General features: G+C 73.5%; 11 protein-coding genes, 3 tRNA genes and 1 pseudogene. 8 read left to right on the top strand and 7 right to left on the bottom strand.

Features of this window, described 5'->3' with window-relative positions:
• Nucleotides 1-37 precede the first annotated feature (37 nt).
• Together ligD and OG852_RS08535 are read left to right on the top strand one after the other, a co-directional pair.
• Complete coding sequence (gene ligD, locus OG852_RS08540; RefSeq protein WP_133913679.1) at nucleotides 38-1066, top strand: non-homologous end-joining DNA ligase; 1029 nt, start codon at nucleotides 38-40, stop codon at nucleotides 1064-1066.
• Nucleotides 1067-1157: 91 nt separating this feature from the next.
• Nucleotides 1158-2183, top strand: coding sequence for a LacI family DNA-binding transcriptional regulator (locus tag OG852_RS08535; protein WP_133913678.1), 1026 nt, complete (start codon nucleotides 1158-1160; stop codon nucleotides 2181-2183).
• A gap of 818 nt (nucleotides 2184-3001) precedes the next feature.
• Here OG852_RS08535 and OG852_RS08530 read toward each other — a convergent pair.
• Nucleotides 3002-3799 carry a VOC family protein gene (locus OG852_RS08530; RefSeq protein ID WP_133913677.1) on the bottom strand — a complete coding sequence of 266 codons (798 nt, stop codon included), beginning with the start codon at nucleotides 3797-3799 and terminating at the stop codon, nucleotides 3002-3004.
• 268 nt (nucleotides 3800-4067) lie between these two features.
• Between OG852_RS08530 and OG852_RS08525 the strand changes: the two genes are divergently transcribed.
• From OG852_RS08525 to OG852_RS08505, 5 genes are all read left to right on the top strand, one after another.
• Entirely contained in the window at nucleotides 4068-4313 is a 246-nt protein-coding gene (locus OG852_RS08525; protein WP_208117194.1) for a WhiB family transcriptional regulator, read from the top strand.
• Nucleotides 4314-4400: 87 nt separating this feature from the next.
• A tRNA-Gly gene (locus OG852_RS08520) sits at nucleotides 4401-4472 on the top strand.
• Between the two features lie 7 nt (nucleotides 4473-4479).
• Nucleotides 4480-4551: transfer RNA gene (locus OG852_RS08515), tRNA-Asp, on the top strand.
• A 29-nt stretch (nucleotides 4552-4580) separates the two neighbouring features.
• Nucleotides 4581-5942: an SDR family NAD(P)-dependent oxidoreductase gene (locus OG852_RS08510; protein WP_133913675.1), complete on the top strand. Its 1362-nt coding sequence runs from the start codon at nucleotides 4581-4583 to the stop codon at nucleotides 5940-5942.
• Nucleotides 5939-7150 (top strand): ribonuclease inhibitor, encoded by a 1212-nt coding sequence (locus OG852_RS08505; protein WP_330347495.1) that lies wholly within the window; start codon nucleotides 5939-5941, stop codon nucleotides 7148-7150. The genes OG852_RS08510 and OG852_RS08505 overlap by 4 nt, the downstream gene beginning before the upstream one ends.
• Here OG852_RS08505 and OG852_RS08500 read toward each other — a convergent pair.
• Entirely contained in the window at nucleotides 7131-7484 is a 354-nt protein-coding gene (locus OG852_RS08500; RefSeq protein ID WP_330347494.1) for a hypothetical protein, read from the bottom strand. The genes OG852_RS08505 and OG852_RS08500 overlap by 20 nt on opposite strands.
• A gap of 34 nt (nucleotides 7485-7518) precedes the next feature.
• Nucleotides 7519-8361 (bottom strand): annotated as a pseudogene (locus OG852_RS50925) (DUF2201 family putative metallopeptidase); the annotation flags it as partial.
• 92 nt (nucleotides 8362-8453) lie between these two features.
• Here OG852_RS50925 and OG852_RS08490 point away from each other — a divergent pair.
• Nucleotides 8454-8527, top strand: a tRNA-Trp gene (locus OG852_RS08490).
• 16 nt (nucleotides 8528-8543) lie between these two features.
• On the opposite strand, the gene OG852_RS08485 is transcribed toward OG852_RS08490, so the two are convergent.
• The 4 genes from OG852_RS08485 to OG852_RS08470 all read right to left on the bottom strand — a co-directional run bounded on the left by OG852_RS08485 (nucleotide 8544) and on the right by OG852_RS08470 (nucleotide 13239).
• Nucleotides 8544-9380: a hypothetical protein gene (locus OG852_RS08485; protein WP_330347493.1), complete on the bottom strand. Its 837-nt coding sequence runs from the start codon at nucleotides 9378-9380 to the stop codon at nucleotides 8544-8546.
• Between the two features lie 67 nt (nucleotides 9381-9447).
• Nucleotides 9448-10422 carry an acyl-ACP desaturase gene (locus OG852_RS08480; RefSeq protein WP_133913672.1) on the bottom strand — a complete coding sequence of 325 codons (975 nt, stop codon included), beginning with the start codon at nucleotides 10420-10422 and terminating at the stop codon, nucleotides 9448-9450.
• A gap of 218 nt (nucleotides 10423-10640) precedes the next feature.
• A complete protein-coding gene (gene ddaH, locus OG852_RS08475) occupies nucleotides 10641-11417 on the bottom strand; it encodes a dimethylargininase (RefSeq protein ID WP_133913671.1) in 777 nt (258 codons plus the stop codon).
• Between the two features lie 199 nt (nucleotides 11418-11616).
• Entirely contained in the window at nucleotides 11617-13239 is a 1623-nt protein-coding gene (locus OG852_RS08470) for an ABC-F family ATP-binding cassette domain-containing protein (RefSeq protein ID WP_330347492.1), read from the bottom strand.
• Nucleotides 13240-13310: the final 71 nt, after the last annotated feature.

Genomic DNA, 13310 nt, shown 5'->3' with positions numbered 1-13310 from the left:
TATGCGCGTCCTGGACGGTGCGCCTACCGTGGCTCGCATGGGTGATGCGGTGGAACTGGAGGCGGGCGGCCGGACCGTACGGCTGTCCAGTCCCGACAAGGTTTTCTTCCCGGAGCGCGGCTTCACCAAGCTGGACCTCGCCCGCTACTACCAGGCGGTCGCGCCCGGCATCCTGCGTGCCCTGCGCGATCGCCCCACCACCCTGGAGCGCTACCCCGACGGTGTGAACGGCGAGTCCTTCTTCCAGAAGCGGGCCCCGAAGAACATGCCCGACTGGATCCCCACCGCCCACATCACCTTCCCCAGCGGCCGCAGCGCCGACGAGATGTGCCCCACCGAGGAGGCGGCCGTGCTGTGGGCCGCCCAGTACGGCACGCTCACCTTCCACCCCTGGCCCGTCCGCCGCGACGACGTCGACCGCCCCGACGAACTGCGCATCGACCTCGACCCGCAGCCCGGCACCGACTACGACGACGCCGTCCGCGCCGCCCATGAACTGCGCGCGGTCCTCGACGAGTTCGGCGGACTGCGCGGCTGGCCCAAGACCTCCGGCGGCCGCGGCCTGCACGTCTTCGTGCCCATTGAGCCCCGCTGGACCTTCACCCAGGTCCGGCGCGCCGCGATCGCCGTCGGGCGGGAGATGGAACGCCGTATGCCGGAGCGGGTCACCATCAAGTGGTGGAAGGAGGAGCGCGGAGAGCGCATCTTCCTCGACTACAACCAGACCGCCCGGGACCGCACCATCGCCTCCGCCTACTCCGTACGGCCCCGTCCGCACGCCCCCGTCTCGGCGCCCCTGCGCTGGGAGGAGGTCGGCGAGGCCCGTCCCGTTGACTTCGACATCGCGACCATGCCGGCCCGCTACGCAGCCGTCGGCGACGTCCACGCCGACATGGACGACCACGCCTTCTCCCTGGAGTCCCTCCTGGAACTCGCCCGTCGTGACGAACACGACCACGGACTCGGCGATCTCCCGTATCCCCCGGAGTACCCGAAGATGCCGGGCGAACCGAAACGGGTCCAGCCGAGCAGGGCCCGCCACGAGGACACACCGCCGGCCCCCTGAGCCGCCCCTCCCACCCCGTCACGAGAGCGCTCTCACCTCCCTCCGTCGCCAGGGCTATCCTGATCCGCACGCACCGAGGAGGAGCCCCGACGTGACCGAGACCGCACAGCGTCCCACCCTGGAGGCCGTGGCCGCGCGGGCCGGGGTGTCCAGGGCCACCGTGTCGAGGGTCGTCAACGGTGGGGACGGGGTCCGGGAGCCCTTGGTGGAGCGGGTCCGGCGGGCCGTGGAGGAACTCGGGTACGTCCCCAACCAGGCGGCCCGCAGCCTCGTCACGAAGCGGCACGGCGCCGTCGCCGTCGTCATCGCCGAACCGGAGACAAGGGTCTTCGCCGATCCCTTCTTCGCCCTCCAGCTCCGCGGCATCAGCAAGGAACTGACCGCCCAGGACAACCAGTTGGTGCTGCTGCTCACCGAGGGGCGTGACGACCACACACGGGTCGCCCGCTATCTCGCCGGCGGCCATGTCGACGGCGCCCTGGTCTTCTCCCTGCACCTCGACGACCCGCTCCCCGGCCTCATCCGGGGCGCCGGCCTGCCCACCGTGTTCGGCGGCCGCCCCGGCTGGAACGACGGCAACACCGGTGTGGTGTACGTCGACAGCGACAACCGCGGCGGGGCCCGCGAGGCCGTACGCCATCTCGTCGGCCTCGGCCGCACCCGGATCGCCCACCTCACCGGCGCCCTGGACCAGACCTCGGCGGCCGACCGGCTCGACGGCTACCGCGACGTCATGGGGGACGCCGACCCGCGGCTCGTCGTGGAGAGCGACTTCACGCCCGGCGGAGGGGAGCGCGCGATGCGCGAACTCCTGGACCGCTGCCCGGACGTCGACGCCGTGTTCGCCGCGAACGACCTCACCGCCTCCGGCGCGCTACGGGTCCTGCGCGAGCACGGGCGTCGGGTGCCCGAGGACGTGGCGGTGGTCGGCTTCGACGACATGCTTCCGGTCGCCGAGGGCACCGACCCGCCGCTGACGACGGTCCGTCAGGACATCGAGGAGATGGGCCGCATCATGGCCCGCCTCCTGCTACGCCGCCTCGACCCGCGCACCCCCGAGGAACCCCCGTCGGGCGTGGTCCTCCCGACGACCCTGATACGCCGCGCTTCGGCGTGAGGCCACCGGGCGTGCGTCGGGTTTCGGCCTTAAACAGCCCGGCGTGCGTCGGGCTTCGGCATGAGGACGCCGCGCTTCGGCGTGGGGTCGGCGGGCGTGCGCCGGGCTTTGGTGAGGCCACCGGGCCTGCGCCGCGCTTCGGCGTGAGGCCGCGGGGCTTGCGCCGCGCCTCGGCCTTGAACCGCCCGGCGTGCGCCGGGCTTCAGGCTGAGGCCGCCAGATCTGCGTCGGGCTTCGGCCTGAAACCGCCGGGCTGCGCCGGGCCTCGGCGTGAGGCCGCGGGGCTTGCGCCGCGCCTCGGCTATGAACCGCCCGGCGTGCGCCGCGCTTCAGCCTGAGGCCGCCAGACCTGCGCCGCGCTCCGGCCTGAAACCGCCGGGCTGCGCCGGGCTTCGGCGCGGGGTCGCGCCGGGCTTGCGCTGCGCCTCGGCTATGAACCGCCCGGCGTGCGCCGGGCTTCAGCCTGAGGCCGCCAGACCTGCGCCGCGCTTCGGCCTGAAACCGCCGGGCTGCGCCGGGCTTCGGCGCGGGGTCGCGCCGGGCTTGCGCCGCGCCTCGGCCTTGAACCGCCCGGCGTGCGCCGCGCCTCGGCCCTAACCGCCGGGCTCGCGCCGCTCCTCGGCCTGGGGCCGCCCGGCCCGCGCTGGGCTTCGGCTGAGACCGGGCGGCCTGCGCCGCGCTTCGGCGGCGCGCGAGGTCGCCGCGGAGGTGCGGCTCGGTGGCGTCCTTGGGCCTTCCGGGGGACGCGGCCCTTTGACCGCCGCTTCGTGGGACGGGCAGGGGGCCGTCCTCCGCTCCGTCCCGGGCGGGCCCGGCCCTCAGCCCTGGTTCTGCTGCGGCGCGCTTCTGATCACCGCGAAGCGGGCCCCGTACGGGTCGGCCAGCCGGGCCATGCGGCCGACGCCCTCGACGTCCGCCGCGGGTATCCGGACCGCGCCGCCGCGTGCCTCCGCCTCGGCGGCGACCGTGTCCACGTCGGCGACCTCGAAGTACGGCAGCCAGTACGCCCCGTCCCGGGCCTCGGTCGGGTCGTCGGCCAGCGTGACGAACCCGCCGAACACGGCGTCCTCGGCCGCCCCCGCGGGGTTGACGCAGGTGTAGACGCCCCCGGGGAAGGGGACCGCGGAGGTCTCCAGACCCAGCGTCGTGTAATAGAAGGCGGCCGCCGCGGCGATGTCCGGCGTGTACAGCTCCACCCAGCACAGCGAGCCGGGCTCGCCCGCCAGGTCCACGCCCTTGTTGTGCCCCGGCTGCCAGAGACCGAACGGCACCCCCGCCGAGTCGGCGACGATCGCCATCATGCCCTGCCCCATCACGTCCATCGGCGCGAAGAGCACCCGGCCGTGGGCCTGTTCGGCGGCCTTCGCGGTGGCGTCCACGTCCGACGACTGGAAGTACACCGTCCAGGACGGCGGCCCCTGCGCGGGCGTGGTCTGCATACCGCCCGCCACGGTCCTGCCCTCCGAGCGGAAGAAGCCGTAACCGCCGGCGTCGGGGCCCGCGGACTCGAACCGCCAGCCGAACAGGGCGCCGTAGAAGGAGGTGGCGCCGTCGATGTCGGGCGTGCCGAGGTCGATCCAGTTCGGAGCGCCGTCGACGAAACGGGTGGTGAGCATCTCCGCCCTCCTCACAAGGGTCCCGTTGCCTGCACTGCCGAGTCTCGCACCGCCCACTGACAACCGCTGCCGGAGTGCGGAGACAGCCCGCACGACCCTGACCATACCTTCGGTAACCACATCGGTTCCCCGTGTTCCTGTGTGTTCCGCGCGCCGCCGTGCGCCGAGACCGCCCGGCGCGTCATCATCAGGGCGGCCGGAGGCCCTCGCCCGCCGCGTATATCCGGCGTTGATCGAACGTTTTTCGCCGCGCGGCACGATCCTGGCCATGCATACCGACACGATCCCCACGTCCGACCTCGGCTGGCAGCGGGAGGCGCTGTGCGCGCAGACCGGGGCGGACTTCTTCTTCCCCGAGCCCGGCAGCTCGGTGCGCGAGGCCAAGCGCATCTGCGGCATGTGCGACATGCGCGTGGCCTGTCTCGAGTACGCCCTCGCCAACGACGAGCGCTTCGGCGTCTGGGGCGGCCTGTCCGAGAAGGAACGCCTGCAGATCAGGCGTACGTCCTGCTGACCCGCCACCGGCCGGCGGACGGTGAGGGCGCCTCGAAAAATCCGGAAGACCGCGTCGCGGGGGGGCGGTTAGGATCCGGATGCGCCTCCGGACGTAGCGCAGAGGCAGTCGCGCCGGCTTGCCCAGCCGGATACGCCGGTTCGAATCCGGTCGTCCGGGCGCGAACGGTCCCGTAGAGCAGAGGCAGACTCGCCACCCTGTCAAGGTGGATACGCCGGTTCGAATCCGGTCGGGACCGCGGTACGACGAGCACCGGGGCGGGGACGGATGGGCGAGGAGAGCACGGTCACGGCGGTCGGCCCGCCGGTCACCGAGGCGGAACTGGCCGCCTTCCACACGGTCGTGGGCAAGCTGCGCGCCCTGCCCGTCGACGATCCCGTACGGCTGCGCGCCGAACAGGTCGCCGCGTCCTTCGCGCGCGACGGACGGCTGCGCAGGCGCAGGGCCCGCGGGGCCGAGCTGTCGGCCGCCGACGCCGCCGTGATGGCCGCCACCGCGACCGGCGCCCCCGAGCGGCGCGAGGACGCGCCCCTGACCGGGCAGGACACCGGCCGCGGAGGCGTCTTCGTGCGGCCGCGCACCTGCTACGTCTGCAAGTCGCCGTATCGACAGGTCGACACCTTCTACCACCGGCTCTGCCCCGGCTGCGCCGCCGACAACACCGCCCGCCGCGCCCTGAGCACCGATCTGCGCGGGCGCCGCGTCCTGCTCACCGGCGGACGTGTGAAGATCGGCTTCCAGCTCGCGCTGATGATGCTGCGGGACGGCGCGGAGGTCCTCGTCACCTCCCGGTTCCCGCACGACACCGTGCGCCGCTTCCACGCCGAGCCCGGCAGCGCCGCATGGCGCGACCGGCTCACCGTCCTCGCCGTCGACCTGCGCGACCCGCGTCAGGTGCTCGGCCTGTGCGAGGACCTGCGCGCCGAGGGCCGGCCCCTCGACGTCCTCGTCAACAACGCGGCCCAGACCGTGCGCCGCCCACCGGAGTCGTACGCCCTCCTCGCGGCCGGCGAGGTCGACGCGCTGCCCGAAGGGGCGCGGCAGGCCCCCGGGTTCGCGCCGATGCGCATGCTCCCGGGCGGGGCCGCCGTGCTGCCCGCGGCCCTGCGCGAGGCCGACGAGGCCGGTCTGCTGCCCGACCCCTCCCCGGAGAACTCCTGGTCGGCGACGCTCGGCGCGCTCGACCCGGCCGAGGTCCTGGAGACCCAGCTCGTCAACGCCCTCGCGCCCGCGCTGCTGTGCGACCGGCTGCTGCCGCTGCTGCTCGCCTCCCCGCACCCGCGCCGGTACGTCGTCAACGTCACCGCCGTCGAGGGCCGGTTCGCCGTGCGCAACAAGATGCCGGGGCACCCGCACACCAACATGGCCAAGGCCGCCCTCAACATGCTCACCCGCACCAGCGCCGCCGAACTCGCCGCACGGGGCGTCCACATGTGCGCCGTCGACACCGGCTGGATCACCGACGAGAACCCGGCGCCGAAGAAGGCCCGTATGGCGGGCGCCGGCTTCCGCACCCCGCTCGACATCGTCGACGGCGCGGCACGGGTCTACGACCCGATCGTGCGCGGCGAGGCCGGGGACCCGGTGTCGGGGGTGTTCCTGAAGGACTACCGGGAGGCGCCGTGGTGAACGAGGAGAACCGCCCGGCCGGGTCGGCCGGCTTCGCAGGAGTGCCCCCTGTCGTACCGCGGCCCCTCGCCGATCTCGCGCCGTTGCTCGACTGGCTGCGCGCCGGGCGTCCCGCGGGGGAGCGGCTGGACTTCACGGCCGGCACCGCGCTGCCGGACGGCCGTCTGGACCTGTGCAAGCAGGGGCTGGGCGCGCGGGGAGCCGCGCTGATCGCCGAGGCGTTGGCCGACGGCCCGTCGCCGGTACGGCATCTGCTGCTGGGCACCGACGCCCTCGGCGACGACGGCGCCGCCGCCGTGGCCGGCACGGACGCGCCGGTCGAGACGCTCTACCTCGGCTGCAACGGCATCACCGCCGGCGGCGCCTGCCGGATCGCCGACCAGCTGCGCGCCTCGCCGCAGGTCGTCACCGGCCTCTGGCTCAAGCGCAACCCGCTGGGCGCCGAGGGAGGCCGGGCGGCCGCAGCCCTCATCGAGTCCGCGCGCACCCTGCGCACCCTCGACCTCGTCCAGACCGGCCTGGACCCCTCCGGCGCCGCAGAGCTCGCCGACGCGCTGCTGGCCGCCGCGGACAGCGGACGGCGCATCGAGCGGCTGTTCGTCGGCGGCAACCCGCTGGGCGAACCGGGCGCCCGGGCCCTCGCCGCCGTGATCGCGGCCGGGGCCGTCGACGAGCTCTACGTCTCCGCCGCCCGGCTGGGCGACGCGGGCGCCCTCCGGATCGCCGACGCGCTGTCCCGGGCGCCGTACGGGCGGCTCACCCGGCTGTCCGTCGCCAGCAACGGCATCGGACCGCGGGGCGCCGCCGGGCTGGTCGCAGCGGCCACCGCCGCCGGGGTCACCCTGCTGGACCTCGGCCGGGTCCGCGCCGCCGCCGTGCTCTGCGCCGCCGACAACCGGCTCGACCTGGAGGCCGCCGACAGCATCGGGCGGACGCTGGCCGCCGGCGAGCACCGCCTCGCCCACCTGTTCCTGCGCCACACGGGCCTGCGCAGCCGCGAGGCCCACCGTCTGCTCGACCACGCGCCCGGCGCGGCCACGGCCACCCGCTTCGTCCTCGGCCAGTCCATCGCGACCAGCGTCAAACGCCGCCTGACCGCCCTCAGCGCCCATGTCCCGCCCCCGTCCGTGCCCCCGGACGTCGCCGCCGTGCGGAGCGTCCACCGCACGGCCCCACCACCCCCGCCCCTCACCGTCCCTTCCCCGTGAACACCTCCACCCAGAAGCGCTGCTGCTTCTCCGAGGCGCCCACCAGATAGGTCGCCCGCAGCTTGGGCGGGAGATGGGACACCAGACGGCCCACCACCGCGCGGTGTCTGCGCAGCTGGGACAGTTCCGCGTTGGCGAGGATCTGGTGGACGACGTCGGTGTCGTCGCCGCCCTCGTCCGAGTGCTCGGCGGCGCGGCGCAGCCGGGCCTCCCAGGCGTCCGCGTCCCGCGCGAGTTCGCCGAGGCCGGTGACCGGGCTTCCCCGGAGGCGGTCGATCAGCGCGGTCAGCGCCACGGGCGCGTACTCGCCGTCCCGGAGGTAGACCGTCGCCATCTCCAGCGGCAGCCCCCGCCGGTGCAGCTTGATACGTGGTCCCGCCGCGCAGCGCGCCCGCGCCGAGGGTGCCCCACAGCCGGGCCGCCCGCGCCGAGTCGCCCTCGGTGCGGCCCATCAGGTCGAGCAGCTCCTCCTCCGCGCCGGTGTGGCCGCGGCGGGCCGCCAGCAGGGAGTTGAGCAGCGCCGAGGACGTCACCGCGTCGACGGTCTCCTGGTCGGCGGGGACCCCGCCCGTCAGGTGCACACAGAGCCGGCGCTCGACGACCGGCGGGTGGCGCATCCGCTTCAGCTCGCCGTACACCCGCATGTCCGTTGTCGTGAACGTCGCGTACTCCACCGGCTCCAGCCCCTGGGCCGTCAGGTCCTCGACGTAGAGGCCGTGGATCTGCCGCGGGTCGACGCCCGTGGGACGGCCGTCCAGCAGCGGCAGTCGGCCGTGGCCCACCCGGACCAGGGCCACGTGGTTGACGGCCACCTCCGCGGCCAGGGTGAACACCGGGTCCTCGCGCAGTTCGGGCTCCGCCAGCAGATGCCGGTGCACCAGATGCCGGGCCTCGTGGAACAGCACGAACTTGACGCCGTCCAGGCCCAGTCGGACGAAGAAGTCGGGGTTGTACAGCAGCAGACACGTGCCGTCGCCGGAGGCCACCACGGCCGCCGTGTCCACCGCCGTCGTCGGGATCTGGTGATGGCACTTGGTGTACAGCCAGGACGCCACCGCCGACTCCGTCAGCCCGAAGTCCAGCAGCGCCGCCTCCTTCAGCCGTCGCGCCTCCTCGACGACCGCGGGATCGGCCGGCCGGTACGCCTCCAACGCCCGCCGATCGGCCGGGTCGACCACCGGCACACGCCGGCCCCGCTCCCCGTACCCCATGCCCGAACCCCCGTACGACGCCTCCCCCAGCACCTCCATTGGTAGCAGCCCGCACTGACAACGGGCCAAGGCTTTACGCTCTACGGCAAGGGTGGGGCCGTAGCGCAGAGGCAGTCGCCCCGGTCTCCAGAACCGGAACACGCTGGTTCGAATCCAGCCGCCCCACCCCCTGCTCGCCGCGTTCAGGCGAGGGCGCCCGCGGTCGTCAGCAGTTCCGGTGCCGTCCCGTGGAAGGTCTCGGCGATCTGGGTCAGTACGGCCCAGGCCTCCTCGCGGTCGCCGAGGTGGTCACGGACGAGCGGGCGCAGGGCCCGCTCGGCCTCGGGCACGCGGGCCGGGAACATCAGATGGCCCATGGCCAGGACCTCGAGGACGCGGAGGGCCGGGCGGTGCGAGGTCGCGTACGCGGCGGGGCCGTCGAGCACGCCGGCCTGCCGCAGCCGGTGCGTGAACCTGGCGTGGGAGCCGAAGCGGGCGCGCAGGGCGGGCGGACAGTCCGGGCGCACGGACAGCGCCCAGCGGGTGTAACCGGGCAGCGGCCGTTCGGCGTCCGCCTCCGCCACCGTCGTCCAGTCGTCCGGGGTCAGCACCATCGAGCCGGCCGCGCGGCCCCGGCGCAGGGAGTCCACCGCGCGCAGGGCGCCGACCAGGCCGTGGCGGACGTAACTCTCGGGGATCTCGGGTTCCTCGCCCGCCAGAGCGGGATCCACCGGCACGGGGGCCGTTCGGCCGGCGCCGAAGGGCAGCCCGCGGACGACGGCCCGCCGCAGTGCCGTGTCGCCGGCCAGGTGGGGCCAGACCAGGGCGTTCAGCCGCGGGTCGTCCTGCTCCAGCACCCACAGCGCGACGGACGACGGGAGGGGGGCCCAGTTCCAGGCCCGTCTGATCCGTCGCCGGGCCAGTCGGGAGGGCTCCTCGGAGGGCAGGCGGACGCGGGCCCGGACGCGGGCCGCGGTGTCCTCGTCGGTCAGGCCGACCAGAAAGCCGACCGCCAGACGTGTGGTGTCGCTCTCGATCATGGCGGCATGATGCCGCAGGGCACCGACAGGGCGCACCGGCAATTCGATGCGCCCCGCACGCTCCGGCTCAGGCCCCGGCGCGCGCCGCCATCCGCGCCTTGCGCGCCGCCAGCTTCTCGTCGAACTTCGACGCCTCCGCGTCCAGGCCGCCCAGGAACAGGCCCAGCTCCTCCTGGGCCTGGCGGCCCTCGGCGCCGAGGCCGTCGATCTCCATGACCTTGAGGTGGCGCAGCACGGGCTGGAGGACGTCGTCGTGGTGGATGCGCAGGTTGTAGACCTCGCCGATGGCCATCTGCGCGGCGAACCGCTCGAAGCCGGGCATGCCGTGGCCGGGCATCCGGAAGTTCACGATGACGTCCCGCACGGCCTGCATGGTGAGGTCGGGGGCGAGCTCGAAGGCGGCCTTCAGCAGGTTGCGGTAGAAGACCATGTGCAGGTTCTCGTCGGTCGCGATCCGGGCCAGCATGCGGTCGCAGACCGGGTCGCCGGACTGGTGGCCGGTGTTGCGGTGCGAGATGCGGGTCGCGAGCTCCTGGAAGGCGACGTAGGCGACCGAGTGCAGCATCGAGTGGCGGTTGTCCGACTCGAAGCCCTCGCTCATGTGCTCCATGCGGAACCGCTCCAGCTTGTCCGGGTCCACCGCGCGCGAGGCGAGCAGGTAGTCGCGCATCACGATGCCGTGCCGGCCCTCCTCGGCGGTCCAGCGGTGCACCCAGGTGCCCCAGGCGCCGTCCCGGCCGAACAGGCTGGCGATCTCGTGGTGGTAGCTGGGCAGGTTGTCCTCGGTGAGGAGGTTCACCACGAGCGCGATCCGGCCGATCTCGGTGACCTTGGACTGCTCCTTGTCCCAGGCCTCGCCGTCCTCGAAGAGGCCGGGGAAGTTGCGGCCGTCGCTCCAGGGGACGTACTCGTGCGGCATCCAGTCCTTGGCGACCTTCAGATGCCGGTTGAGTTCGGTCTCGACCACTTCCTCCAGTGCGTACAGCAGCTTGGCGTCGGTCCAGACGGCGGGGCTGCCGAGGTGAGGGGTGGTGATCGTCACGAGCTACTCCAGGGGGACAGAAAACGGAGCGGAACACTCCGGCGAGCGAAACCGGAACTTACGGGATCGTAGGCTACGAATCCGTAGGTTACGAAGCCGTAGGTTAAGGGTGCTGTAAAGATCGCTGATCAGCCAGGCTTCCCAACGCTTTTCCGGGGGTCCGCGACGGCCCCGGGATCCGCAGGTCCCGGGGCCGAAGAGGTGATCCGCTCACCCGGTCAGGCGTACAGCTCCCGCAGTCTCACCGAGAGGCACGTCACACAGCCCTCCAGCTTCTCGAACTCGCCGATGTCGACCGTCACGGGCTCGAAACCGAGGTCGGCGAAGAGCTCCGCCGACTGGGGTGCGGCGGCCGACAGGAGCAGCTTGGGGCCACCCAGGAGCACCACGTGCGAGCCGGCCTCCTCGGGCACCGACAGGAACCGGGGGAACAGCGAGGGCCGGTCCACCTTCGGGATGTGCCCGATCACCGTGCCGTCGGGCAGCGCGGTGACCGCCGACTTCAGATGCAGCACCTTGCTCACCGGCACGGCGACCACCCGCGCCCCGAGCGGCTCGAACGCGGCGCGCACCTGCTGGAGCCCGGCCGCGTTGGTCCGCCCGCCCCGGCCGACGTAGATCGTGTCGCCGATCTTCAGCACGTCGCCGCCGTCCAGGGTGCCCGGCTCCCAGATCCAGTTCACCGAGCAGCCGAGGCGGGCCACGGCCTCCTCGACCCCGTCGGTCTCCGCGCGCCGGGACTCGGCGCCGGGGCGCGCGATCAGGGCGACGTTCTTGTACATGACCACCGTGTCCTCGACGAACACGGAGTCCGGGCAGTCGTCGGCGGGGTCGACCTCGATCGTCTCCCAGCCGTGCGCGCGCAGCGCCTCCGTGTACGCCTCCCACTGTTCGACGGCGAGGTCCACATCGACCTTCTCGCGCTCGACGTGGGTCACCAGCCCTTCGGCGAGGAGGGGGCTCGGGCGGCGGACGAGGGCTTTCCTGCTGGGCACGGACGGGTCTCCGAATCGGCGGGGGCACGGGCCCGCCCGGCGGATCGCGCCGCGGGTCCGACCGGCGCCCCTGACACGGCGCCGGTCAGCCATCATGCAGCGCGCGCCCACCAGGACAAAACCCCTGCCGCCCCCCTGTGCCCCTCCTGAGACCGCCCACCCCGGGTCCGCCCGGCGGCACGATCCGCCGGACACGCCCTCACGCGGGGTCCGCCACCTCCTGCGGGCTGCTCTCACGCAGCTCCCCGTCCAGGAGCAGCCAGCGGGTGATCCCGATCGACTCCAGGAACGGCAGATCGTGACTGGCCACGACGAGGGCACCCTCGTAGGACTCCAGTGCGGTGGTGAGCTGCCGCACACTCGCCATGTCGAGGTTGTTCGTCGGCTCGTCCAGCATCAGCAGCTGCGGTGCCGGCTCGGCGAGCATCAGCGCCGCCAGGGCCGCCCGGAAGCGTTCCCCGCCGGACAGCGTCCCCGCGTTCTGGTCGGCACGGGCGCCCCGGAACAGGAACCGGGCGAGCCGGGCCCGGACCCGGTTGTTGGTGGCGCCCGGTGCGAACCGTGCCACGTTCTCGGCGACCGTCAGCGTGTCGTCGAGGACGTCCAGGCGCTGCGGGAGGAAACGCAGCGGCACGTGCGCGTGCGCCTCGCCCCCGGCCGGCGCCAGTTCCCCGGCGATGGTGCGCAGCAGGGTCGTCTTGCCCGCGCCGTTGCGTCCGACCATCGCCACCCGCTCCGGGCCGCGCAGATCGACGGAGGCCGCCACGCGCGTGCCGTACGCCAGTTCCAGGTTCCGCAGGGTGAGCACCTCACGCCCCGGCGGTACGGCCGTGTACGGCAGCTCGACGCGGATCTCGTCGTCGTCCCGTACGGCCTCCACCGCCTCGTCGAGCCGCTCCCGGGCCTCGGTGAGGCGCTCCTCGTGGAGGATGCGGTGCTTGCCGGCGGACTCCTGCGCCGCCCGCCTGCGCGCCCCCATGACGATCTTCGGTTCGCGTTTCTGCTCGAACATCTTCTGCCCGTAGCGCTTGCGGCGGGCCAGCTTGACCTGGGCGTCGGACAGTTCGCGCCTCTGCCGGCGCAGATCGGCCTCGGCGACGCGCACCATGCGCTCGGCGGCCTCCTGCTGGGTGGCGAGGGCCGCCTCGTAGGCGGAGAAGTTGCCGCCGTACCAGGTGATCTCCCCGCCGTGCAGATCGGCGATCTGGTCGACGAGGTCCAGCAGTTCCCGGTCGTGGCTGACCACCACCAGGACGCCCGGCCAGGACTCCACGGCCGCGTACAGACGTCTGCGGGCGTACAGGTCCAGGTTGTTGGTGGGCTCGTCGAGCAGCAGGACGTCGGGGCGGCGCAGCAGCAGCGCGGCCAGCCGCAGCAGGACGGACTCGCCGCCGGACAGCTCGCCGACGGTGCGGTCCAGGCCGACGTGGCCGAGGCCGAGCTCGCCGAGGGTGGCGAGGGCCCGCTCCTCCACGTCCCAGTCGTCGCCGACGGTCTCGAAGTGCTCCTCCGCGGCGTCACCGGCCTCGATGGCGTGCAGGGCGGCCCGCTGTGCGGTGATGCCGAGGACGGCGTCGACCCGCAGACCGGTGTCGAGCGTGACGTTCTGCGGGAGGTGGCCGACCTCGCCGGCGACCCGCACGGTGCCGGCGGCCGGCGTCAGCCGCCCGGCGATCAGCTTCAGCAGGGTCGACTTGCCGGAGCCGTTGACGCCGACGAGCCCGGTGCGGCCGGGGCCGAACGAGACGTCGAGGCCGTCGAAGACGGCGGTGCCGTCGGGCCAGGAGAAGGCGAGGGAGGAACAGGTGATGTTTCGTGTCAAAGCGGCCTCGCGGTGTGCGTGTGCGGTCAGGGGCAGACGCGTGTCGAGACACCGGAGGGCGGCGACCACCG

This window comes from Streptomyces sp. NBC_00582 (assembly GCF_036345155.1).
GTDB lineage: Bacteria > Actinomycetota > Actinomycetes > Streptomycetales > Streptomycetaceae > Streptomyces.
Note: the sequence above shows the minus strand (reverse complement) of the source record. Positions and strands in the feature narration are given on the sequence as shown.

What these genes read in the sequence shown, in the direction of transcription:
- ligD (WP_133913679.1), top strand. Translation starts at nt 38, where the DNA reads ATGGGTGATGCGGTGGAACTGGAGGCGGGCGGCCGGACCGTACGGCTG.
- OG852_RS08530 (WP_133913677.1), bottom strand. Translation starts at nt 3,799, where the DNA reads ATGCTCACCACCCGTTTCGTCGACGGCGCTCCGAACTGGATCGACCTC.
- OG852_RS08525 (WP_208117194.1), top strand. Translation starts at nt 4,068, where the DNA reads ATGCATACCGACACGATCCCCACGTCCGACCTCGGCTGGCAGCGGGAG.
- OG852_RS08510 (WP_133913675.1), top strand. Translation starts at nt 4,581, where the DNA reads ATGGGCGAGGAGAGCACGGTCACGGCGGTCGGCCCGCCGGTCACCGAG.
- OG852_RS08500 (WP_330347494.1), bottom strand. Translation starts at nt 7,484, where the DNA reads ATGGCGACGGTCTACCTCCGGGACGGCGAGTACGCGCCCGTGGCGCTG.
- OG852_RS08485 (WP_330347493.1), bottom strand. Translation starts at nt 9,380, where the DNA reads ATGATCGAGAGCGACACCACACGTCTGGCGGTCGGCTTTCTGGTCGGC.